This is a genomic window from Leisingera sp. ANG1, assembly GCF_000203975.2.
Classification (GTDB): domain Bacteria; phylum Pseudomonadota; class Alphaproteobacteria; order Rhodobacterales; family Rhodobacteraceae; genus Leisingera.
On the sequence record NZ_AFCF02000007.1, the window covers coordinates 117,429 to 138,087 of the forward strand.

The 20,659-nt window shown below is 63.3% G+C and carries 20 protein-coding genes; 4 read left to right on the plus strand and 16 right to left on the minus strand.

Going from position 1 to position 20,659, the window contains the following annotated elements:
- Window positions 1-42 precede the first annotated feature (42 nt).
- Genes GC1_RS12345 through GC1_RS12375 form a run of 7 tightly spaced genes read right to left on the minus strand, consistent with a single transcriptional unit; the run spans window position 43 to window position 8,301 of the window.
- Window positions 43-1,230 (minus strand): aromatic ring-hydroxylating oxygenase subunit alpha, encoded by a 1,188-nt coding sequence (locus GC1_RS12345; protein ID WP_019294992.1) that lies wholly within the window; start codon window positions 1,228-1,230, stop codon window positions 43-45.
- Window positions 1,227-1,835 carry a sarcosine oxidase subunit gamma gene (locus GC1_RS12350; protein WP_019294993.1) on the minus strand — a complete coding sequence of 203 codons (609 nt, stop codon included), beginning with the start codon at window positions 1,833-1,835 and terminating at the stop codon, window positions 1,227-1,229. Before GC1_RS12350 ends, GC1_RS12345 begins: the two co-directional genes overlap by 4 nt.
- Complete coding sequence (locus GC1_RS12355; protein ID WP_019294994.1) at window positions 1,828-4,779, minus strand: sarcosine oxidase subunit alpha family protein; 2,952 nt, start codon at window positions 4,777-4,779, stop codon at window positions 1,828-1,830. Before GC1_RS12355 ends, GC1_RS12350 begins: the two co-directional genes overlap by 8 nt.
- Window positions 4,776-5,060, minus strand: coding sequence for a sarcosine oxidase subunit delta (locus GC1_RS12360; protein ID WP_019294995.1), 285 nt, complete (start codon window positions 5,058-5,060; stop codon window positions 4,776-4,778). The genes GC1_RS12355 and GC1_RS12360 overlap by 4 nt, the downstream gene beginning before the upstream one ends.
- Before the next feature lie 11 nt (window positions 5,061-5,071).
- On the minus strand, window positions 5,072-6,343 hold the full coding sequence (locus GC1_RS12365) for a sarcosine oxidase subunit beta family protein (RefSeq protein WP_019294996.1): 1,272 nt from the start codon (window positions 6,341-6,343) through the stop codon (window positions 5,072-5,074).
- Between the two features lie 21 nt (window positions 6,344-6,364).
- On the minus strand, window positions 6,365-7,159 hold the full coding sequence (locus GC1_RS12370) for a maleate cis-trans isomerase family protein (RefSeq protein ID WP_019294997.1): 795 nt from the start codon (window positions 7,157-7,159) through the stop codon (window positions 6,365-6,367).
- A complete protein-coding gene (locus GC1_RS12375) occupies window positions 7,159-8,301 on the minus strand; it encodes a M24 family metallopeptidase (RefSeq protein WP_019294998.1) in 1,143 nt (380 codons plus the stop codon). The genes GC1_RS12370 and GC1_RS12375 overlap by 1 nt, the downstream gene beginning before the upstream one ends.
- Before the next feature lie 132 nt (window positions 8,302-8,433).
- Here GC1_RS12375 and GC1_RS12380 point away from each other — a divergent pair, with 132 nt between their 5' ends.
- Window positions 8,434-9,312, plus strand: coding sequence for a LysR family transcriptional regulator (locus tag GC1_RS12380; RefSeq protein ID WP_019294999.1), 879 nt, complete (start codon window positions 8,434-8,436; stop codon window positions 9,310-9,312).
- Window positions 9,313-9,317: 5 nt separating this feature from the next.
- Here GC1_RS12380 and ehuA read toward each other — a convergent pair whose 3' ends face one another.
- The 7 genes from ehuA to GC1_RS12415 form a co-directional block, all read right to left on the minus strand.
- A complete protein-coding gene (gene ehuA, locus GC1_RS12385; protein ID WP_019295000.1) occupies window positions 9,318-10,133 on the minus strand; it encodes an ectoine/hydroxyectoine ABC transporter ATP-binding protein EhuA in 816 nt (271 codons plus the stop codon).
- A 2-nt stretch (window positions 10,134-10,135) separates the two neighbouring features.
- Window positions 10,136-10,801 carry an ectoine/hydroxyectoine ABC transporter permease subunit EhuD gene (gene ehuD, locus GC1_RS12390; RefSeq protein WP_019295001.1) on the minus strand — a complete coding sequence of 222 codons (666 nt, stop codon included), beginning with the start codon at window positions 10,799-10,801 and terminating at the stop codon, window positions 10,136-10,138.
- A gap of 3 nt (window positions 10,802-10,804) precedes the next feature.
- Window positions 10,805-11,470, minus strand: a complete 666-nt coding sequence (ehuC, locus tag GC1_RS12395) for an ectoine/hydroxyectoine ABC transporter permease subunit EhuC (RefSeq protein WP_019295002.1) — start codon at window positions 11,468-11,470, stop codon at window positions 10,805-10,807.
- A 64-nt stretch (window positions 11,471-11,534) separates the two neighbouring features.
- Window positions 11,535-12,377 carry a transporter substrate-binding domain-containing protein gene (locus GC1_RS12400; protein ID WP_019295003.1) on the minus strand — a complete coding sequence of 281 codons (843 nt, stop codon included), beginning with the start codon at window positions 12,375-12,377 and terminating at the stop codon, window positions 11,535-11,537.
- A gap of 302 nt (window positions 12,378-12,679) precedes the next feature.
- On the minus strand, window positions 12,680-15,136 hold the full coding sequence (locus GC1_RS12405) for a GcvT family protein (protein WP_019295004.1): 2,457 nt from the start codon (window positions 15,134-15,136) through the stop codon (window positions 12,680-12,682).
- An 18-nt stretch (window positions 15,137-15,154) separates the two neighbouring features.
- Window positions 15,155-16,336: a M24 family metallopeptidase gene (locus GC1_RS12410; RefSeq protein ID WP_019295005.1), complete on the minus strand. Its 1,182-nt coding sequence runs from the start codon at window positions 16,334-16,336 to the stop codon at window positions 15,155-15,157.
- Window position 16,337: 1 nt separating this feature from the next.
- Window positions 16,338-17,120: a maleate cis-trans isomerase family protein gene (locus tag GC1_RS12415; protein WP_019295006.1), complete on the minus strand. Its 783-nt coding sequence runs from the start codon at window positions 17,118-17,120 to the stop codon at window positions 16,338-16,340.
- Window positions 17,121-17,278: 158 nt separating this feature from the next.
- On the opposite strand from GC1_RS12415, the gene GC1_RS12420 reads away from it, so the two are divergent.
- A complete protein-coding gene (locus tag GC1_RS12420; RefSeq protein ID WP_036761795.1) occupies window positions 17,279-18,019 on the plus strand; it encodes a GntR family transcriptional regulator in 741 nt (246 codons plus the stop codon).
- A gap of 280 nt (window positions 18,020-18,299) precedes the next feature.
- Here GC1_RS12420 and GC1_RS12425 read toward each other — a convergent pair whose 3' ends face one another.
- A complete protein-coding gene (locus GC1_RS12425; protein WP_019295008.1) occupies window positions 18,300-19,229 on the minus strand; it encodes an ABC transporter ATP-binding protein in 930 nt (309 codons plus the stop codon).
- A gap of 71 nt (window positions 19,230-19,300) precedes the next feature.
- Between GC1_RS12425 and GC1_RS12430 the strand changes: the two genes are divergently transcribed.
- Together GC1_RS12430 and GC1_RS12435 are read left to right on the plus strand one after the other, a co-directional pair.
- Complete coding sequence (locus tag GC1_RS12430; protein WP_019295009.1) at window positions 19,301-19,483, plus strand: zinc-finger domain-containing protein; 183 nt, start codon at window positions 19,301-19,303, stop codon at window positions 19,481-19,483.
- 131 nt (window positions 19,484-19,614) lie between these two features.
- Window positions 19,615-20,100 (plus strand): flavodoxin family protein, encoded by a 486-nt coding sequence (locus tag GC1_RS12435; protein ID WP_019295010.1) that lies wholly within the window; start codon window positions 19,615-19,617, stop codon window positions 20,098-20,100.
- A 27-nt stretch (window positions 20,101-20,127) separates the two neighbouring features.
- On the opposite strand, the gene GC1_RS22460 is transcribed toward GC1_RS12435, so the two are convergent.
- Window positions 20,128-20,643, minus strand: a complete 516-nt coding sequence (locus tag GC1_RS22460; protein ID WP_019295011.1) for a hypothetical protein — start codon at window positions 20,641-20,643, stop codon at window positions 20,128-20,130.
- Window positions 20,644-20,659: the final 16 nt, after the last annotated feature.

The window sequence follows — 20,659 nt, forward strand, 5'->3', positions numbered from 1 at the left end:
CAGCTCTGCTTTCCTTGCAGCAGCTGATTGCAAAGGGCCGGTTCAGTCTTGCCGCCTCTCTGGAGATGCGTCTGACAGGCTGCCCTTGCACAGTTGTGCGGCAAGGTATTGCTGGAAGTACCAAACCGTGCGCTCCTTCGGCGACAGCCTCCCGGGTGCCGCGGCCAGCGCCTTGGCGTTCTGTGCGATGCCGCCGATGATCGGCTTGTCCTCTTCGTTGATGCGGTCGAATCCTGTCTTCAGCTCTGCGGCATAGGCCGCGCGCTCCTCCGGATCTTCCGGCACCGCGCCGGGGTAGTAATCTGCCCCCCAGAATACCTTGACCCTATCGGTGCCATAGGGTTGCAGCGACAGCCAGAAGGTGCGCTCAGCCACAACCGACATCACATGGCAGGGGAATATCGCCGACAGTACCGCTTTTTCGCGCTCCTCACCGGTCAGCAGCGGATTGTCCACCTGCATATCCGAATTGCGTTCATAGGATTTGCCGGGCACCCTGCCCTGCTCATAAAGGCTGTAGGCCGCGCCGCCATGCATCGCATTGGCCAGCCGGGTCGGCATCGCCGGTTCGATGGTCTGGGCGTGGGCCACAAACAGGTGATAGCCCTCCGTGAAATTCTGCACCAGGATCTTCCAGTTGGTGTCCCAGATCTCCTCAGCCCGGAACAGGGTGCGGTACTTCGGCAGCTGGTAATTCTCCAGTCGCTTGGTCAGGCCAGCCAGCCGCGGCCCCAGAGGCGCGGCATCGGGATCAAGCGAGACATAGACCCAGCCTTGCCAGACCTCGACCTGGAACTGCGGCAGGCAGACCTCCTTCTTGTTGAAATTGTCGCGCATATGGGCGGCGCCGATCAACTGGCCATCAAGGTTGTAGGTCCAGGCGTGGTAAGGGCAGCTGATCCGGCCGCGTATATTGCCCGCACCCTCCAACAGCGTCGCCATCCGGTGGCGGCAGACATTGGACATCGCTCGCAGCACCCCGTCGCGGTCCCGCAGCACCACTACCGGATCGCGCCCGATGGTGGTGGCGCGGTAATCGCCGGGGTTTTCGTATTCGTCCACCCGGCCGACGCAGAACCATTCGTGATTGAAGATCTCGTCCAGTTCCAGTTCCAGGAACTCCGGCGAGGTATAGACCTGCGGCGGCGTCGCCTCGGCCAGCTCATCCGGCAGCGCGGCATTGCGCGCCACCGCATCCAACAGCTCATCAACAGACATGCGGGGGGTCATTCCAGCTCTCCTTCTGCAGGAATAAAGGGGGTTTCGCGAGTTTTCAGCCCGTATTGCAGGGCGCTGCCCTCCAGCAACTCCCGCAGCGAGGCGGCAAAGCTGCTCGGCAGAGCCAGGGTAAAGCCCGCATTGGTGCGCCACAGGGTGACGCCAACGTGGTGAAAGGCGGTGGAGGTGGCGCAGCCAGCAGGAAAGGCAGAGGGGCGCAGATCCAGCGGCAGAAAATGGTTGAGCAGCTTGCCCGCCTGCGGGCCGGACACCCGCACTAGGGTCCGGGCACTGGACAGATCCAGAACGGCGCAGGCGCGGCTGCCTTGCACTGGTGCATGTGTTTGGCCCGCGCGCTGCAGCAGCCACCATTTCAACGGCTCGGCCCGCAACAGCATGCCGCCCGTGCCCTGCTCCACACGGCCCGGCCCCGGCGCTGCGCCGCAACCTGCGGCGGCAGAAGCCAACGCACCGGCCTCTGCCAGCGTTTCCGGCCAGGCGGCGATCTGGGTCAGTCTGAAGCCCGTCAGCAGGCTCAGCGTGACACCCGCAGGCCCCGGCTTGCCGCCGCGCCCCGGCGCCAGCTGCGCCTGAAGTGTATTTATCTGGTCATCCATGCATCCGTTCTCCTTCCGGATCGAACATGTGAGGGGAAACAACCTCGACCTCGACCGGGCCGCCGCGCACCGGGTCGCTGGCCATCAGCGTCCGCCCGGTCCAGGCCTCGTGGCCGCCCGCGACATAGCCCAGCCCGATCCAGTGGCCGAGCGCCGGCGAATGCGTCACCGCAGTGACCCAGCCTTCACCGAACCCCTCGCCCTCATCTGGCCTGCACAGCAGCGCCCCGCCATTGAAGGTCTGGCTGCGATCCTTCGGGAAAATCCCCGCCAGCTGCGGCCGGTCCGCGCGCTGCAGCTCCGGGCGGTCCTGCAGCACCTTGCCGATATAAGGTTTCTTCGCAGACGCCATCTTGCCCAGCCCGGCATCGAGGATCGTGACCCGCCCGTCCAGCTCTGCGCCGGTGACATGGCCCTTCTCGATCCGTAGCGTCCCCAGCGCCTCCAGCCCGTACAGACAGCCGCCCAGGCGGGAGGTTTCCCCCCACAGCTGGTTCATCATCGCTTCGCCGTGACCGGCAGGAACATACAGCTCATAGGCCAATTCGCCCGAAAAGCTGATCCGCGCGATCAGCGCCTCAGTCCCGTCCTGCAGCTGCGTCCGGGCAACGCCCATGAACGGCAGCGCCTGTGCAGATACTGCCGCCGGATCCGCCAGGCAGGCAGCCAGCGCCTTGCGCGACTTCGGCCCGGCAATCGAAACACCCGCCCATTGATCGGAAACCGAGGTCAGATGCACCCGCAGCTCCGGCCAGCGGGTCTGCAGCAGCTCCTCCAGCCAGACCATGACCTTGCCAGCCCCGGTGGTGGTGGTGGTCATCAGAAAGTCATCTTCCGCCAGCCGCCAGGTGGTGCCGTCGTCCATCACCATGCCGTCGTCGCGCAGCATGATACCGTAACGCGCCTTGCCCACCGCCAGCTTGGCAAAGCCATTGGTATAGACGCGGTTCAGAAACTCCGCCGCATCCGGCCCCTGCACCGCGATCTTGCCCAGCGAACTGACGTCGCAGATACCAAGAGTTTCGCGCACCGTTGCGGCCTCGCGCACATAGGCCTCAGCAATGGTTTCGCCGTCTTTGGCAAAATACCAGGGCCGGTGCCACAGGCCCGCGTCGGTCATGGTGGCGCCGTGGCGCAGGTTCCAATCATGCAGCGGTGTGCGGCGCAGGGCTTTGAAATGGCCATGCACGTTGCGCCCCGCCAGCGCGCCGATGGCAACCGGCGTGTAAGGCGGGCGGAAGCGGGTGGTGCCCACCGCCGGGATCTCCTTGCCCAGAGCCTCTGCCATAAGCGCCAGGCCAACGACATTGCCCATCTTGCCCTGATCGGTGGCCATGCCCAGCGTGGTGTAGCGTTTCAGATGCTCGACAGAGACAAACCCTTCCTGATGCGCCAGCCGCACGTCTTCGCCGGTGACATCATGCTGCGGATCGACAAATGCCTTGGGTTTGCTGCCCGACAGCCGTACTTCGTAAAGCGGCGCGATGGGCGCACCCCAGCCGCCCGGCGCAGGGCCGGCAGCCTCAATCCCCATGGCGCGTTTCGCCGCCGCTTCGCCGGAGGCTTCGCAGGCCCCGCGGTCCCAGATGCCGGCCGCCGCGCCTGCCATGAACAGCGGCTCTGCGCAGTCTCCGCCCAGAAAACAGGCCAGCTCCGCATTCCATTCGGGTTTGACGCCGCGGTGCGATGCCAGGTTCACCACCGGCGACCAGCCGCCCGAAACCAGCAGCAGATCGCAATACTCACTGCCCGCCGCCTGCCAGCCGGACTCGGTGCGCCGCGCAAATTGCACGGATTTGACGCCTGAACGGCCCTTTGCCTCCAGCGGCGCCAGTCCGCCGCGCAGCCTGACCCCGGAGGGGACGTCAAGGCTAGTCCGCTGGCGCGCATCCGCCAGCACCACTTCTGCCCCGGCAGCCGCCAGTTCACCAGCGGTCCGGTAAGCGCTGTCGTTGCAGGTCGCGACCACCACCCGCTGCCCCGGCAGGACGCCGAAACGGTTCAGATAAGCCCGCCCCGCTGCTGCCGTCATCACCCCCGGACGGTCATTGCCACCAAAGGCGATAGAGCGTTCCAGCGCGCCGGCTGCCAGCACCGTGGCGCCTGCCCGCACTGTCCAGAAGCGCTGCCGCGGCAGGTAGGGCGCAGGCTCCGCCAGGTGGTCCGCGACACGCTCCACCATCCCTGCAGTGCCGTTGTCATAAAGCCCGAAAACCGTGGTTCGCGGCATCACCCGCACACCCGCGCGGCCAACCGCCTCGATCAAGGCCAGACGGTCCGGTTCGGCGGAGGGATCATTCAGCAGATCCCCGCCCAATTCAAAATCCTGTTCCGCCAGGATCACGTCGCGGCCCACCTCCGCCGCGGTCAGCGCCGCGCGCAGGCCCGCAGGCCCCGCCCCAACAACCAGCACATCGCAATAGGCATGCACGTGGTCATAGCAATCCGGATCTGCCTCGCGAGAGGCAGCCCCCATGCCCGCCGCCTTGCGGATCAGCGCCTCGTATTTCATCCAGAGCCCGGTGCCCTGCCCCCATTCAAACGGCGGCAGCCCCATGAAGGTCTTGTAATAGAACCCGGCCGAGAAGAACCGGCCAAAGAGCCCGTTCACCGCGCCTGCATCAAAGCGCACATTGGGCCAGGCGTTCTGGCCCTGCGCCTCCAGCCCCTGAAACAGCTCCTGCATGGTAGCCTTGACGTTCGGCTCTGCTCTCGCACCGCTGCCAACGGTGACGATGGCCCCGGACTCCTCCACCCCCGCCGACATGATCCCGCGGGGGCGGTGATACTTGAAGGACCGCCCCAGGACCCGCTCACCATTGGCCATCAGCGCCGAGGCCAACGTATCTCCCGCATAACCCTGCAACGCTTTGCCGTCCCAATGGAACGACAGCGGCTTGCTCCGGTCGATCCGCCCGCCGCGGTCCAGCCGCCGCGCGGTCATTGCCCGCTCTCCAGCGCCGCCGCCAGTCCCGGATGGGCGGGCGCCACACTGCGGATTTCATGGGTCATCGTGTCCCGCTCCACCTTTATCCACATGCGGCAGCCATGCACATGCTGCCAGGTCTCCAACTGCAGGCCGCAGATGTTTTCGCGCAGGAAAACCGCGTCGTGCCAGTCCTGCACCGGCGCATCAAGCGCCGGGTATTCGATAGAGCCGTCACCGCCATAGCTGAATTCGGCATGGTCGCGAGGACCGCAAAAGGGACAGGATATCCGGATCATGGCTTACCTCCTTATCCGTGCAGCTTGGGATCGGGGCCGGCGCCGCGCTCGTCGATCTGCAGCCCGCGCTCAAAGCGTTTCAGGTCGAAATCGGCGATCATCGGCGCGGGGCGTTCATTGGCGATCAGATCGGCAAACCACCAGCCCGCGGCAGGTGTCGCCTTGAAGCCGCCGTAGTTCCAGCCGGTGTTCAGATAGAGATTGTCCAAGGGCGTCGGGCAAATGAAGTGGCTGCCGTCCATCGACATATCGACCACCCCGGCCCAATGGCGCAGCAGCTTGACCCGGCCCAGGCAGGGCATCACCGACATCGCCGCCTCTGCCACGTCCTGCACAATCGGCAGGTTGCCGCGCTGCGCATAGGATTTGTACCAGTCCAGATCACCGCCAAAGACCATGCCGCCCTTGTCCGACTGCGAGATATAGAAATGCGCGCCGCCCATGCCGAAGACCACAACCTGATCCAGCAGGGGCTTCAGCGGCTCCGACACAAAGGCCTGCAGCTTGTGGGATTCAATCGGCAGCCGCCCCAGCCCCGCCATCGACCACAGCCGCGACGTATTGCCCGCCACCGCAAAGCCCACCTTGCCCGCGGTGATCCGGCCCCGAGTGGTCTCCAGCGCGGTGATCCGGGCGCCGTCGCGCTCCACGCCTGTCACCGCGCAGTTCTGGATGATATCCACCCCCAGCATGTCAGCCGCCCGGGCATAGCCCCAGACCACCGCGTCATGGCGGGCGGTTCCCGCGCGTTTCTGCACCGCGGCGCCCATCACCGGGAAGCGGGCGCCCTCGGCATAGTTCAGATGCGGCACCGCCTGCTTCAGCTGCTCCAGGCCCCAGATCTCTGCATCAGGCGTGCCGGTGCGGCGCAGGGTGTTGTAGTTGCGCGCCGCTGCGTCGATGGCCCCGGGGCTGTGCAGCAGCGCGATATGCGAGCGCTGGCTGAACATCACGTTGTAGTTCAGCTCATGGCTCAGCTCCTCCCACAGCTTCAGCGAATGCGCATAGAACTGGCAGTTTCCCGGACGCGCATAGTTGGAGCGCACGATGGTGGTGTTGCGCCCGGCGTTGCCGCCTCCGATCCAGCCCTTCTCCAGCACCGCAACATTGCGCAGCCCGTGGTTCTTGGCCAGGTAATAGGCGGTGGCCAGCCCATGCAGGCCGCCGCCGACGATGATTACGTCGTAATGGCTCTTGAGTTCAGGGTCGCGCCACTGACGGCTCCACCCCTTCTGGCCGGTGATACCCTGCCAGAGCACATTCCATGCGGAAAAACGGGTCATTTTTTTGGTCTTTCAGGGGCCTTAGACGGTGGGTTTCAGCACCCGCCCCGGGTGTTTGAAGATCTGGCCGAAGCCTTCCAGTTCATCCATGATCCCGGCGCGGCGCAGGCAGGACCAGAATTGCGCCTGGTTCGAGGTGATGACTGGCTTGCCGGTGATCTGCTCGATTTCCTCGACCGCTGGAAGCGAACGCACGCCACCGCAGCTGAGGAAGATCGCATCAGCGTCGGGCCGGTCGATTTCCAGCGCGAATTTCTTCCAGTACTCCGGCGTCACCAGCCCCATGTCCCAGCCGCTGGCGATGTTGAGCCCCTGAATGTCCAGCACGTCAAAGCCGCGCTCGACCAGGAACTCCGCCTCGGCGGTGTTGATGTCATCCAGATAAGGGGTGCCGACCACCAGCTTCTTGGCACCCAGCTCGTTCAGCGCATCCAGAACGCCCTGGACCAGGCACATCGGCTGCGCCCAGGGTGCGCCTTTTTTAATCTCGGCCATCACCCGCTGTTCGCCGATCACGATAGACCCGGACGTGCAGCTGTAGCTGACCACATCGGGCTTCGCCTCCGGCTGAATGCGCGCCGCAGCATCGGCCATGTGCTCGATATGCTTGGCCAGCGTTTCGGTCGTGGTGTGGTCGTCGGTCTTCAGCCGGGTGACATAAACCGCCACGCCCTTTGGCGCCATGTCCCAAAAATCCCCCTCGGCAGAGGGGTCGGTGGACATCAGGATAAAGCCCAGCTTGGCGCGGTGGAAACGCCCGGCATCCATCTCCGGGGTGCGCGGCTTGGACTGGATGGTTTGGCCTGGCTGAAACATCAGAGGATGACCTCCTCAACAGATTTCGGATGCTGGGTCAGCTGTTCCCAGCCATCCTCGGTGATGATGAAACTGTCGCCGACCTGGGCGCGGAAGGTGTCGACAGAGACCGACCCGTCCACCGCCAGCACCATGCCGGGCTGGATGATGGTGGTGTCGCCGGTGACCAGCTGCGGCGCCTCCAGGAAGCTGAAACCGGTGGCCCGGCCGCAGCGGAAGGGGTATTCATACCCCGCTCCCTGGATCACCTCGGCATAGGCCGCATGCACGCTTTCCGCAGTGACGCCAGGGCGCAGCGCCTCCAGCGCCGCCTTCTGGCTGGCCACGGCAACTTCATAGACCTTTACCTGCGCCGGGTCTGGCTCACCGATCCAGAAGGTGCGGTCAAAGCCCAGCTTGAAGCGGTGAAAATTGGTCATCCCGCAGAAGCACAGGAACACAGGCTCGCCGCGCCGCATGATCCGGGTCGAGGCCCGGTGGTGGGTTTTAATGATATCCTTGCCCGAGGCCATGATCTGCAGAAAATGCGTATTGGGCGACATGTCGCCATCGTCGTAGTGCGCCGCCAACAGCTCTGCCGCCTTGCGGGTGCCTGCCTGGCTGGTGGCAATCGCCACCTCGAACTCTGCCACGCCGTCTCCGATCGCGGCCCGGCCCGCATTCATCATCGCAGTTGCGACCTCGCCAGCATGGCGGGCCAGCTGCAGCTCCTGCGGTGATTTGATCATCCGCATCTGGTTCAGGATCGGCGTTGCGCTGGTGATCTTCTCTGCGGCGACCAGATCGTTCACATAGGCGCGCACCGGCGGCGGCATGTGGCCGGGCTCGATGCCCACCGCCCCGGCCTTGCGGACCGCCGCAGGCAGCTCCTCGCGCCACTCGTTGCCCATGCCGTCATTCCAGGCCGCGATCCGGTCCACCCGCGCGGCCGCTTCAGCGCTGTTGAGGTCGATGGTCGGGGTGATCAGCAGCGTCTCGCCGTCCTTGGGCACCACCAGAATGGTCGGTCGGCCAAACTCCATATGAAGGTAATCGTAATAGCCGGTCAGGTAATAGACGTTGTCGTCATCGGTGATCAGCGCCACATCAATGCCGGCATCGGCAAGTTTTTCCTGGAAACGGGACAGTCGCTCGGTGAACATCGGATTTCCCTGTAAGTTATGGAGAGCCGGGCGGCACAGCCCTGCCGCACCTTGGGCCTTGAACCAAATGCTATGGCTAAAACCCCGTTTTCCAAAGTGACATTCGGTCCGGAATTGTGATAACCGGTGGTTATGAAAAACTACCGCCGCGCGCTGCCACCCCTCGACTATCTCCTGTTCTTCGAAGCTGTTGCCAGACACGGCAATTTCACCCGTGCCGCGGAAGAGCTGAATGTCAGCCAAGCCGCTGTCAGCAAGCGAATCAAAGTGCTGGAGGACTGGCTGGGCATGACCCTGGTGAACCGCCGCGGCCGCAGCCTGTCGCTGACCCGCAACGGCAAGATCCTGGCGGCCAATTCCGGCGAGGCGCTGGATTACCTGCACTCATGCCTGCAGCAGCTGCGCCGCGCTAGCGCCAGCACAAGGCTGTCGCTGGCGGCCAATGTCGCCGTGTCGCAATACTGGCTGACGCCCAGGATCAATGAATACCTGCTCAGCAGCGATGCCGCACCGGTCACTCTCACCGCCTCGGACAAGGACGCCGACCTGTTCGCGCTGGAGGCGGATGCGATGATCTACTATGGCCAGGACATCCCGGCCGGCTGGGACGGCGCGCTCCTGTTCGAGGAGCGCTGGATGCCGGTCACCTCCCCCGCCAAGGCGCAGCGTGAAGGCGGCCTGGCCGCGGCGACCCTGCTCGATTTTGACAAGCTGACACCGAAGTGGGTGAACTGGGGCGATTTCGCCGAACTGACCGGCAACCCGGACATTGCCCGGGCCACCAAGGTCAACCTGGGCTCATACGGCAGCACCCTGGATACCGCGGTGCGCGGCCGCGGGGTAGCGCTCGGCTGCCCCGATGTGCTGCGGTTCGAAATCGACGCCGGCCGACTGGTGCCGCTGGAGAAGTACCAGCTGCTGACCGGGCGCAGCTACTTCGTGATCTGGCGCACGGGCCTGCTCACCGGGCAGACCCGCAGCCTTCTGAATGATGTGGGCATCCCGCTCTGAGGCGGTTACACCGCCTCCCGGACCGCGCTTAGGAACTGCTGCGTCCGCTCCCGCTGCGGGTTGCCGAACAGCTCGGCCGGCGGGCCCTGCTCCTCGATCCTGCCGCCATAGAAGAAACACACCCGGTCCGAGATATCGCGGGCAAAGCCCATCTGATGGGTCACCATCAGCATGGTCAGGTTATGCTCTGACACCAGCTTGCGGATCACGTTGGTCACCTCACCGATCACCTCCGGGTCCAGGGCGGATGTCACCTCGTCAAACAGCATCACCTTGGGCCGCATCGCCAGCGCCCGGGCAATCGCCACCCGCTGCTGCTGGCCGCCGGATAGGCGCGACGGATGCTGGTCCTTCTTGGAGATCATGCCAACCATCTCCAAAAGCTCCTCCGAGCGGTCGCGCGCCTCCGCCTTAGACAGGCCCAGCACCTGCACCGGCCCCTCCATGCAGTTTTCCAGCGCGGTCATATGCGGGAACAGGTTGAAGTGCTGGAAACACATGCCGATGTCAGCCCGGCGGCTGCGCAGGTGCCGTTCGTTGGCGGGCACCAGATGGCCGCCCTTGGGCATATGGGTCAGCGGTTTGCCATCCACATAGATCACCCCGCCATTGATCCGCTCCAGCGTCATCAGCATCCGCAGCACGGTGGTCTTGCCCGACCCGGACGGGCCGATGATCGACACCATCTCACCGGCGGCGACATCCAGATCCAGATCATCCAGCACGGTCAGCGCGCCATAGGATTTGTTCACCTTGCGGAAGCTCACCATCGGCGTGTCTTCACCGGTCATCTCAAGCGGAAAGCCAGTCTTGTCCAGCATCGTTACAGTCCCAGTTTGCGGCGCACATACCCTTCGAACAGGCGGATCAGACCCGCTGCCGGCAGGGAGATTGCCAGAAAGATTATGCCCACCATCGTATAGGGTTCCAGGAACCGGTAGTTCTCAGACCCGATGGCATTGGCGGTATGGATAAGCTCGGCCACCCCGATCACCGACAGCATCGGCGTATCCTTGAAGATGCCGACCAGATAGTTGCCCATGCCGGCCAGCGCCGGCGGGATCGCCTGCGGGATGATCACCCGGCGGTATTTCTGCGCGGTGGTCATGTTGAGCGCAATAGCGGCCTCCCACTGGCCTTTCGGCACGCTCTCGATGCCGCCGCGGTAGACTTCTGACAGGTAGCAGGCATAGTGCAGGCCGATCGCGATCATCCCGGACATCCAGGGGCTGAGCCGGACGCCGAACTGCGGCCCCACATAGAAAACAAAGAAGATCTGCAGGATCAGCGGAGTGGAGCGAATGAACTCCACGAATTCGCGCACGGTGAAGGTCAGGGCCCTTGACGGCGTACGCTGCGCCAGCGCCAGCATCAGCCCAAATACCACAGCTATGACGTACCCTGCGCCGGCTGCAATCAGTGTGTTGCCAGTGGCGTAGACCAGCCGCGGCAGGATTTCCCAGGTAAACTCCCATTTCCAGTCAAACATGGCTCAGGCCCTCCCCAGCTTGCGCGCCATATGGCGTTCCAGCCAGCGCATGAACGGCGTCACCAGAAAGCGGGCCAGCAAATAATAGATCACCAGCGCCGCGCCGAAGACCTGCGCCGACAGGAAGGTGGAGGAATTGATCTGCCGTGACTCGAACATCAGGTCGGCGACTGAGATCAGCGACACCAGCGCGGTGCCTTTCAGCAGCTCGATCATCAGGTTGCCCCAAGGCGGCAGCATGTTGACCAGCGCCTGCGGCAGTATGATCCGCCGCATCCGCTGCGCCGGGCTCATATTGATGGCCAGCGCCGCCTCCCACTGCCCCTTGGGCACCGACAGGATGCCGCCGCGCACCAGTTCGGCCCCGTAGGCGCCGATGTTCATGCCAACCGCCAGATAGCCGGCGGTGAATTTCTCGATGGTCAGCCCGAACAGCGGCAGCACAAAGAAGATCCAGTAGAGCTGCACCACCAGCGAAGTGCCGCGGAAAATCTCGATATAGGTCACGGCGGTGCCGCGCAGCAGCGCGTTCTGCGACAGCTTCATCAGCCCCATGCAAAGGGAAATGGCGACACCCAAGGCGGCGGCGAGCAGGAATTGAGCAACAGTTATCCCGGCGCCGGACAACAGCCGCGGCCAGTACTGTGCCAGAAAGTCGTAAAGCCCCATCCGTCATTCGTCTTTCAAACAGAATTACATGCGGCGGAGCGCAGGGCTCCGCCGCACTGTCAGATCAGCGGTTGGCGCAGACCCACTCCGCGGATTTGTCGCCGGGCAGGTTGCTTGCGGTGTAGCCGTAAGCTTCAACGGACTGCATCATCGCGTCGGTTCCGACATATTCCGCCAGCGCCGCATTGAATTTGGCCATGAAATCACTGTCCGCCTCGCGGAAGCCGACCCCCACCCAGTTCTGCGTCCAATCCGGCAGCGCAGCGGGATCGGTCACATCTACGGCCTCGTCGCTTTCCGCCAGATGCGCAGCCTCGAAATAGGTCATGCCGCCGGCATCCGCCCGGCCCGCCTTCACGGCGGCCAGCATCTCGGTCGGCCCCGGCACTTGCATGATCATCGCATCGGTCAGGCCTTCCTTCTTGGCCGCCTCCACGGTGTTGTAGCCGGCGCCGGTGACCAGCAGCGCCTCAGCCGCCAGGATGTCCTGATAGTTCTGGATGCCCTTGGGGTTGCCCGCCGGCACGATAAAGGCATCGCCGGCCTGCGCGATCGGCTCGGAGAAGGCGATGTTCTGGCAGCGGCTGTTCAGGATATACAGGCCGCCGGTGATCATGTCATAGCGGTTGGCCTGCAGGCCGGGGATCAGCCCGCCCCAGTCGGTCACGGTGGTTTCCACGTTCTCGTGGCCCATTTCCTTCAGAATGCCGAGCGCGATTTCATTCACGAAGCCCTTGGCGTCGCCGTTTTCATCCGGGTAGCCCCAGATCGGAATGTTGGAGAAGCCGATGCGGATCGGCTCGCCCGCGGCGATCCGGTCCTCGATCGGGCCGGCCAGCGCCGCAACGCCGCTGACCACAACCGCCAGCGCTGCCGCGCCAATGGTTTTCAGTGTTTTACCAGTCATGATATCCTCCCAGTTTATTCATGGATCCGTTGCTGTTTTGATGCCGCTGCCCCTTCAGGGATCTTCCGGCAGGTTATGCTTCCGGCGCTGCCCGCCTGCCGTCATCCGCGGCCTGTTCCGGTGCGCCCCTTTGAACCTGGCTCGTCCGGAGGCCTGTGCCCCCTTGGAAACAAGACAATTTCGCCCAAGGTCAGCCCAGCCTAAGGTCATAAAGACACATTTCAAAATGACCATTCCTGTTGCCTAGTGATAACTAATGGTTATGATTGTCCATCTTTCTCCTTTTCTCCCGCTGCAGCCCGTTATGCCCCTGCCAGCATCCTCTTGCTGTCCGGGTCATAAAATGGCGTCAGGCTGACATCCGCCGCGATGCGCTTGCCTTCGACCAGCACCGTAAAATCGCCCGCCGCCGCCGCGGCCCTGTCCGTTTCCCCTTCCGGCAGGGTCAGAAAGCACAGGCCCACGGACGCCCCGACCGTTTGCCCCCAAGCGCCGGCGGTCACATAACCCGCCACCTTGCCGTCCCGCAGCACTGGCTCGTTGTGGTGCAGCAGCGGCCCGGGATCGCGCAGCTTGATGGAACACAAAAACGGCCCCTTGTTCTCTGCCTTGCGCGCCAGATAGGCCTCGCGCCCGATGAAGGTGACCGGCTTCTCCGTCTTGCAGACAAACTCCAGCCCGATCTGATGCGGCGCCTCGGTATAGGCCATGTCGTGACCCCAGTGCAGGAACCCCTTTTCCAGCCGCAGCGCATTCAGCGCCTCGCCGCCGATCAGCCGGATGCCAAAACCTTCGCCCGCCTGCATCAGCACCTCGAACACATGCTCGGCGAAATCCGGGGTGACGAAGATCTCCCAGCCCAGTTCGCCCGAGTAGGACAGCCGCTGTGCAAACACCTGGGCGTGGCCGATGTGGAAATGCCGCAGGCTGTTAAACGGAAACGCGGCGTTCGACAGATCCGCATCGCTGACCGCCTCAAGCAGCGCCCGGCTCTGCGGCCCCATGACGCCCAGCACCCCATATGCGGAGGTCGCATCGCGCAGCCGCACGTCCTCATCCTCGCAGATCAGATCGCGCAGATGCAGATAGTCGCGCCTAGTGTGCGAGATTGAGCTCATCACCATGAAGCTCTCATGCCCGTGGCGTGCCACCGTGACGTCGCTCTCGATACCGCCACGCTCGTTCAGCATCAGCGTATAGGCAACCCGGCCATTGGCCATCGCCATGTTGTTGGTGCAGGCCCGTTGCAGGAAGCTTTCGGCATCCCTGCCCTCGACCATCAGCTTACCCAGCATGGAATAGTCGATCATAGCAACCGCTTCGCGGGCGGCCTTCTGCTCTTCCTGCACATGGGGGAACCAGTTCTGGCGGCCAAAGCTGTATTCATACTTCGGCTCTACCCCTTCCGGCGCAAACCAGCCGGGGCGCTCCCAGCCCTGTGTCTCGGTGAAACAGGCGCCGCGTGCCTTCATCGGATGATAGAACGGAGTGCGGCGCAGGTTGCGGGCAGTCTCGCGCTGGCGGTTCGGCCAGTGCATCGCATAGGTCAGCACCAGCGTCTCCGGGCAGCGCGCCTGCAGATAGGCATCGCGCGCCTGGAACTCCTCGCAGCGCTTGGGGTCCATCTCGCTCAGGTCAATCGGCGGATGGCCATCGATGATCCATTGCGCCAGCGCCCTCCCCGCACCGCTGCCGGACTGGATGCCGGTGGAATTCACCCCGCCAAGGACAAAGTAATTGGCAATATCCGGCGCCTGGCCCAGGATGAAGCGTCCGTCATAGGAATAGCTCTCCGGCCCGTTAAAGAAGGTGCGGATGCCGGTTTCCTGCAGCAGCGGCACCCGGTTCATTGCCAGCTCCAGCACCTCCATCACGTCGTCTTCGACAAACGGCAGGCTGTCGAATTCGAAATCTTCGGAGATCCCCTTCATGCCCCAAGGCTTGGCCTGGAAATGGGCAAAGCCGAACAGCAGCTTGCCGGCATCCTCCTTCCAGTAGGTGCCGTCGCAATAGGACCGCAGCACCGGCAGGTCGCTGGGCAGGTTTTCGATGGCCTCAGTCACCAGATAGTAATGCTCGCAGGCGTGCAGCGGCACGCCGACGCCGTTCTGGCGGCCCAGCTCGCGCGCCCACATGCCGCCGCAGTTCACCACATAATCGGCGCTGATGCTGCCCTGGTCCGTGCGCACACCCACAGCCTTATTGCCGCGGGTCAGCACCTCTTCGACCTTGATGTTTTCAAATATCTTCGCGCCGCGCATCCGCGCGCCCTTAGCCAGCGCCGTGGTCAGATCCACCGGGTTGGCCGATCCGTCGCTGGGCATATAGATGCCGCCCAGAACCCCCTCCGGGTTCATCAGCGGCCAGCGCTCCCGGATTTCATCGGTTTCCAGATACTGGGCTTCGACTCCAAACAGCGCCGCAAAATCCGCCTTGCGCTTCAGCTCCGCCATCCGCTCATCGTTGACGGCAATGGAGATCGACCCAGACCGCCGGTATCCCGGGTTCTGGCCGGTCTCCGCCTCGATCTCCTGCAGCAGCTCGATGCCGTATTTGGCGAATGCAGTGGTGGCATGGCTGCCCTGTAGCTGCCCGACCAGCCCGGCCGCGTGCCAGGTGGTGCCGCTGGTCAGCTGTTTGCGCTCCAGCAGCACCACATCCGACAGCCCCTGCTTGGCCAGGTGATAGGCAACGGAACAGCCGTGAATGCCGCCGCCGATAATGACAACCTGGGCATGGGACGGGAGGTCTTTTTTCATGTGAGCGGATCCCATGTGTTAGATGATGATTGGCAGCTCGCGCGGTGCGCGGCGGGACAGAAGTTCGGCGCCATCCGCGCGGATGACGATGTTTTCCTCGTGCAGCATCATCTTGCTGCCGCCAAAGGCGAAACCGGGCTCAAGCGTCAGCACCATGCCTTCCTCGATCACTGTATTGTCGCCCGGCATCAGAGACGGCCATTCGGTGACCTGCATGCCCAGCCCGTGGCCCATGCGCCCGATCTGATGGCCGCTGCAGCCGCCCTCCTCCAGCACCTTGGCCATAACCCCCCACAGGTCCGTGGTGGTGATGCCGGGGCGCGCCGCCTGCAATCCGGCTTCGGTTGCGCGCCAGGCCAGATCATAGGCGAATTTGGCTTCATCCGCGGCACGGCCAAAGGCATAGTTGCGGTCGAAGTCGCAGCTGTAGCCGCCCCATAGCGACCCGGTGTCCAAGAGCAGCATGTCGCCGTCTTCAATCACCCGGTCGGTGGGCCGGTTGATCACATCCGCAAACCCGCCGGGGCCGGAGCTGCCCACCAGGTACGGCACATCATCGGCACCGTGCTGCAGCAGGCTGATCTTGAACTTGGCAAAGGCTTCGCGCTCGGTGTCGCCCGCCCGGATATGGTTCGGCAGATCCTCGAATGTTGAGGACGCGATGCTGCAGATCCGCGCGATCTTGGCAATCTCCGACTCGGATTTCACCATCCGCAACCGGCGCACCACTTCGGTCCCATCGCCAACAGAGATGCCGCCCAAGGCCTCCTGCAGCCGTTGAAAATCTGCCGCCGGCATACGCACATGAGTTTCATGTCCCATCGGCACGCCCAGGGTGCCGCCACCGGGCATCAGTTCCCGCAAGGTGTCCGCCAGCAGCGAGATACCATCATCCTTCGGCTGCGGCGCCAGCCAGGTGCGGATATCAGAAATCCAGGTCAGCGCCATGCTGGGCGCCCCGATCTCCGGGATCACCGCCACCGGCGCACCGCTGGCTGGGATCACCACGAACCAGGGCCGCGTCGGGCTCAACCAGAAAATGGTGTCAAAGCCGGTGAAATAACGCACTTCTGGTTCGGTGGTCAGCAGCAGCGCATCCAGCCCTAGGCCCGCCATGATCCTTTGGGCGGCTTGCGTGCGCTGCTCAAACTCCTGTGTGGTAAACCCGCGCTCTGCAGCGGGGTGCATCTCTGCCGTCATCTCAGTAATCCATCTTCATTTGGGTGTGAAACAGCATGCCTGCCCCGGCGATGCTGTCTCCGATGCCGGCCAGCCTGGCCAGATGCCAGGCCGTGACCTGATTGCTGGACAGGACCGGCTTGCAAATGGCCTTCTCGGCCTCCGCCAGGATTTCCATGACCCGCAGGCTGGTGCAGGACACAAATACGCCGTCGCAATCCGCACGGCGGCCGATCTCCTTGATCGCCTCCAGAATGCTCTGCGAGGAAATCCGCGCCACTTTGAAATCGTCGCTCTGGTTAAAGCTGCCGACTGCGTTCACCTGGAACCCAGCCGCAGCCAAATTGTCCCGCATGCCTTCAGTCACCTCGACGGCATAAGGGGTAATCAGCGCGATCCGCTTCAGCTTCAGCGCACTCAGCGCCGCCTTGCAGGCGGTCAGCGGATTGGTGGTCTTTGCCGCCGGATGAACGCTGCGCAGGATCGCATCCACCCGCGCCTCGCCGATCATCGTTGCCCCCGACGTGCAGCAATAGCCGATGGCGTCCAGTTCGAACGAAGCAGGCAGCAGCGCCGCCGCCGTAGGCAGGTCCGCCTCCATCTTCCGCAACGTATCGCCGGAGACTTCCATCTCATTGGGGATCCGCGCGTGATACAGCACCACTCCGGGCCGCCGCAGCACACCCGACAGCTCATGCTCCAGAGTCTGATCCGATTGCAGAACGATCAGGCCAATCCGGGCCACGCTGCCCAGCCCCCCGTCACTGGTGAATTGCAGTGCTTGAATATCCGGCACCAAATTCATGGGCCTGCCTCCAAAACCCGCGGGATTTCTGCCCCGCTCCCCCAGCCCCTCCCTTGCAAACCATGGCCACGCCATGCACTCAGGATACAGAGCCCCTGGAGCTGGTATATACCACCAATCTGGTATATACCAAAGAAAATTTGCGGAACTGCTGCATCATGATGAAAAACGATCTGGAACAGAGAAAAAAAACACCAGTTTTTCAAATGGTTATTGACCATCTGAGAGAGCAAATCCGCAGCGGTGCCCTGCCCGTTCACGCGGCTCTACCCTCGGAAAGAGCCATCGCAGAGCAGTTTGGCATCAGCAGAATGACCGCACGCCGCGCGCTGCTTGCGGTTGAAATGGAAGGCCTCGCCTACAGTTCCGGGCGCCGCGGCCGATTCGTGTCGCCGCAGCGGGTGGCTTATGACATCAGCCAAACTGTCAGCCTCTCGGCCCTGCTCGGCCAGGACGGGCCCGGCCTGACGATCAAGGTGGTCTCCCAACAGATGGCCGCAGCAGATGCGGTCTTGTCCGCAAAGCTGGCCGTGCCCGAAGGAGAGTCGCTGTACAAATACACCCGGGTGTTCCTGCTTCAGGACCACCCCGCCTTTGTCGAAGAAGAATACGCCATTGCCAGCCTGTTCCCCGGCCTGTTCGACCACAATCTGCAGCAGTCGACCACGGTGCTGATGGAGCGGGAATACAACGTGCCGCCACATTCCGGTGACATCACGATCCGGATGCGCGCATTGAATGAACAGGAGGCGGGATTACTAAACTTGCCGACCTACAATGCCGGCATCGAGCTTGAGCAGGTGATTTACAGTAAGGACGGCAAGCCATTCTGCTTCGGCCGCCAGATCTGGCGCGGCGAACTCGCGGAATTCACCGCGCATGCCATCGTCAGGAGGTAGTTTTCAATCTGGAAAGTGCTTCTGATTGGCAGCTCTTTGAGCTGTATGCGTCCCTCACAGCGCGCTTCCATCTAATTGAAGCCTGCGTGCAGATGGTGTTCGCTGCAAGCAGCATGACGGTCAATGACCGCTTTCACGGACCTCGGGGAAGGTTTCGGGTTAGCGAAGAAAGACCGGCCCCCACACGGCCTGGAAAAATCCTCGCAAGTGCAGAAAGAACTGCGCATGAGCAGCGAAGGGCAGGATTGTCCCGCCCGGCAGTCACCATGCTGAGGCCTCCTTACCCTGCTTTGGTCAGCGACAGGAAGACATCCTCCAGGTCCGCTTCCTCGGTCTTCACGTCGCGGATTGAAATCCCTGCCGCATGGACCGCGGCCAGCACGTCTTCGGCGCTGGTGGCCTGGCTGCGGTAGCGCAAGCAGACGGCGCCGTCTTCGCGCAGCTCGGACTCAATGCCGTCTCCTTGCGGCAGCACCGTGACCGGCACCGCGGGCTGCACCACCATGGTTTTGGCGTCGAGCCGGCCCAGCAGGCTGGATTTGCTGTCGCGCGCCACCACCTCGCCCTGGTTGATGATGGCGATCTCGTCGCACATCTCCTCGGCCTCCTCCAGGTAATGGGTGGTGAGGATGATGGTCATGCCTTGCGCGTTCAGCTTGCGGATGTTCTGCCACAGCATCTGGCGCAGCTCGATGTCGACGCCCGCTGTCGGCTCGTCCAGAACCAGGACGCTCGGACGATGGACCAGCGCTTTGCCCAAGAGGAGCCGCCGCCGCATGCCGCCAGAAAGGGTGCGGGCATAGGCCTCTGCCTTGTCTTCCAGGCCGATCATCCGCAGGATCTCGTCGCTGTGGCGTTCGGCCTTCGGCACGCCGTACAGCCCTGCCTGCACCTCCAGCGCGCCGCGCGGGGTGAAGAAGGGGTCGAGGTTCAACTCCTGCGGCATCACGCCGATTGCAGCGCGGCTCTGGCGCGGGTTTGCGTCCTGGTCGAAGCCCCAGATGGAGACCGAGCCGGAGGTCTTGCGCACCAGGCCCGCCAGGATGTTGATCATCGTCGATTTGCCTGCGCCGTTCGGCCCCAGGAGGCCAAAGACAGAACCGCGCGGCACTGTCAGGTCGACGCCCTTGAGCGCGTGTTTCTCCGGCTGGCCCTTATGGCCCTTGTAGATTTTGCGCAAAGCTTTGATCTGGATTGCGTCCGCACTCATCGCCGCACTTGCCCCCGGTTTTTCCTTGGCTCATAAAAGCGCCTAGCCGAAAAGTGAAAGGACTGCCAGCCATGAGCACCGAAGCGCCGGAAACCAGGATCGTGAACAGCCGCAAGGTGGCCTGCGACGGCAGCGAAGGCGCGCTGGGGCATCCGCGGGTCTATCTGCAGATCCCGGAGGAGCAGGGCTGGGTCGAATGCCCCTATTGCGACTGCAAGTTCATCTATGAGGACGCGGCCAAGGCGGCGGAGTGATCCGGGCCGCAGCAGGCTGCAAAGGCAGTGTCCGGGCGCCGGAAAATTCGAATTTTCCGGCCAAATTTCTTTGAAGAAATTTGCCTGCATCCGGTAGTGTCCGATGCGGGAAACAAGCGCGGGCAGCGGATATGGCACAGCTTCTGATCGTCTACCACTCACGCACTGGCGGCAGCCGCCGGATGGCGGAGGCAGCGTATGAGGCCGCGCGCGGTGAGGTCGAGACCGTTTTGAAGCGGGCCGAAGATGCCGGGCCGGAGGATCTGCTGGCAGTGGACGGCTATATCTTCTGCGCACCAGAGAATCTGGCGGCGCTGTCCGGCCAGATGAAAGAGTTCTTTGACCGCTGCTATTACCCGGTGCTGGGGCAGATCGAGGGGCGGCCTTATGCGCAGATGGTCTGTGCCGGCTCCGACGGCGAAAACGCGGCGCGGCAATGCGCGCGGATTGCCACCGGCTGGCGTCTGAAAGAGGTGCAGAAGCCGCTGATTATCTGCACCCATGCGCAAACGCCGGAGGCCATTCTGGCGGAGAAGGTGATCCCGGAGGATCAGCTGGAGGCCTGCCGCGAGCTGGGGCTGGCGATGGGCGCGGGGCTGATGATGGGGGTGTTTTGAGCCATCCTACCCAGTCAATGCTCCGCGTTATTCACGGAACTCTGCGCAGATGGCATTTGCGGTCCCGTATTTCCGTTTCAGAAGCCCTTTCAGCCCCTTTCCTGCCCAGACCTTGAATTCGCCGCCATCGCTCAATTCACCCGTCCCCCAGACGGTGTAGGCGGCAAGGTTTGCATAGGAGAACTTTGCCGCACCGGAACGGCCATCATCACAGGTGATCTGTGCGTTCCCATAGTTGCCGACCGTGCTTTGTATCTTCCATTGCCCTGAGCATTCTGCCCCGGCCACGGTCCTGCCGCTGAAGGTCCCGTCAAGCCAACCGATTGCGCGGCCAGTGAAAAGATCGCCCCCTTCCAGGCAGGCGGCCACCGGCGTGCAGTTATTGGGGTCGCCCGGCGAGTGCGTGCAGTTCTTGGGGAAAATGGCGTCAATCGAGCCGTCTTGGCTGACCGGAGCGGCGCAGGAGACAAGAACCGCCAGCGCGGCCGACAGAACGGCAATTGAAGTGCGGCGGGGGATGAAGGATAAGGATTTTCGAAACATGCGGGCGCCAAATCAA

Excerpts from the sequence above, each read along its gene's own strand:
- GC1_RS12345 (WP_019294992.1), bottom strand. The coding sequence starts at position 1,230 with ATGACCCCCCGCATGTCTGTTGATGAGCTGTTGGATGCGGTGGCGCGC.
- GC1_RS12350 (WP_019294993.1), bottom strand. The coding sequence starts at position 1,835 with ATGGATGACCAGATAAATACACTTCAGGCGCAGCTGGCGCCGGGGCGC.
- GC1_RS12355 (WP_019294994.1), bottom strand. The coding sequence starts at position 4,779 with ATGACCGCGCGGCGGCTGGACCGCGGCGGGCGGATCGACCGGAGCAAG.
- GC1_RS12360 (WP_019294995.1), bottom strand. The coding sequence starts at position 5,060 with ATGATCCGGATATCCTGTCCCTTTTGCGGTCCTCGCGACCATGCCGAA.
- GC1_RS12365 (WP_019294996.1), bottom strand. The coding sequence starts at position 6,343 with ATGACCCGTTTTTCCGCATGGAATGTGCTCTGGCAGGGTATCACCGGC.
- GC1_RS12370 (WP_019294997.1), bottom strand. The coding sequence starts at position 7,159 with ATGTTTCAGCCAGGCCAAACCATCCAGTCCAAGCCGCGCACCCCGGAG.
- GC1_RS12375 (WP_019294998.1), bottom strand. The coding sequence starts at position 8,301 with ATGTTCACCGAGCGACTGTCCCGTTTCCAGGAAAAACTTGCCGATGCC.
- GC1_RS12380 (WP_019294999.1), top strand. The coding sequence starts at position 8,434 with ATGAAAAACTACCGCCGCGCGCTGCCACCCCTCGACTATCTCCTGTTC.
- ehuA (WP_019295000.1), bottom strand. The coding sequence starts at position 10,133 with ATGCTGGACAAGACTGGCTTTCCGCTTGAGATGACCGGTGAAGACACG.
- ehuD (WP_019295001.1), bottom strand. The coding sequence starts at position 10,801 with ATGTTTGACTGGAAATGGGAGTTTACCTGGGAAATCCTGCCGCGGCTG.
- ehuC (WP_019295002.1), bottom strand. The coding sequence starts at position 11,470 with ATGGGGCTTTACGACTTTCTGGCACAGTACTGGCCGCGGCTGTTGTCC.
- GC1_RS12400 (WP_019295003.1), bottom strand. The coding sequence starts at position 12,377 with ATGACTGGTAAAACACTGAAAACCATTGGCGCGGCAGCGCTGGCGGTT.
- GC1_RS12405 (WP_019295004.1), bottom strand. The coding sequence starts at position 15,136 with ATGAAAAAAGACCTCCCGTCCCATGCCCAGGTTGTCATTATCGGCGGC.
- GC1_RS12410 (WP_019295005.1), bottom strand. The coding sequence starts at position 16,336 with ATGACGGCAGAGATGCACCCCGCTGCAGAGCGCGGGTTTACCACACAG.
- GC1_RS12415 (WP_019295006.1), bottom strand. The coding sequence starts at position 17,120 with ATGAATTTGGTGCCGGATATTCAAGCACTGCAATTCACCAGTGACGGG.
- GC1_RS12420 (WP_036761795.1), top strand. The coding sequence starts at position 17,279 with ATGATGAAAAACGATCTGGAACAGAGAAAAAAAACACCAGTTTTTCAA.
- GC1_RS12425 (WP_019295008.1), bottom strand. The coding sequence starts at position 19,229 with ATGAGTGCGGACGCAATCCAGATCAAAGCTTTGCGCAAAATCTACAAG.
- GC1_RS12430 (WP_019295009.1), top strand. The coding sequence starts at position 19,301 with ATGAGCACCGAAGCGCCGGAAACCAGGATCGTGAACAGCCGCAAGGTG.
- GC1_RS12435 (WP_019295010.1), top strand. The coding sequence starts at position 19,615 with ATGGCACAGCTTCTGATCGTCTACCACTCACGCACTGGCGGCAGCCGC.
- GC1_RS22460 (WP_019295011.1), bottom strand. The coding sequence starts at position 20,643 with ATGTTTCGAAAATCCTTATCCTTCATCCCCCGCCGCACTTCAATTGCC.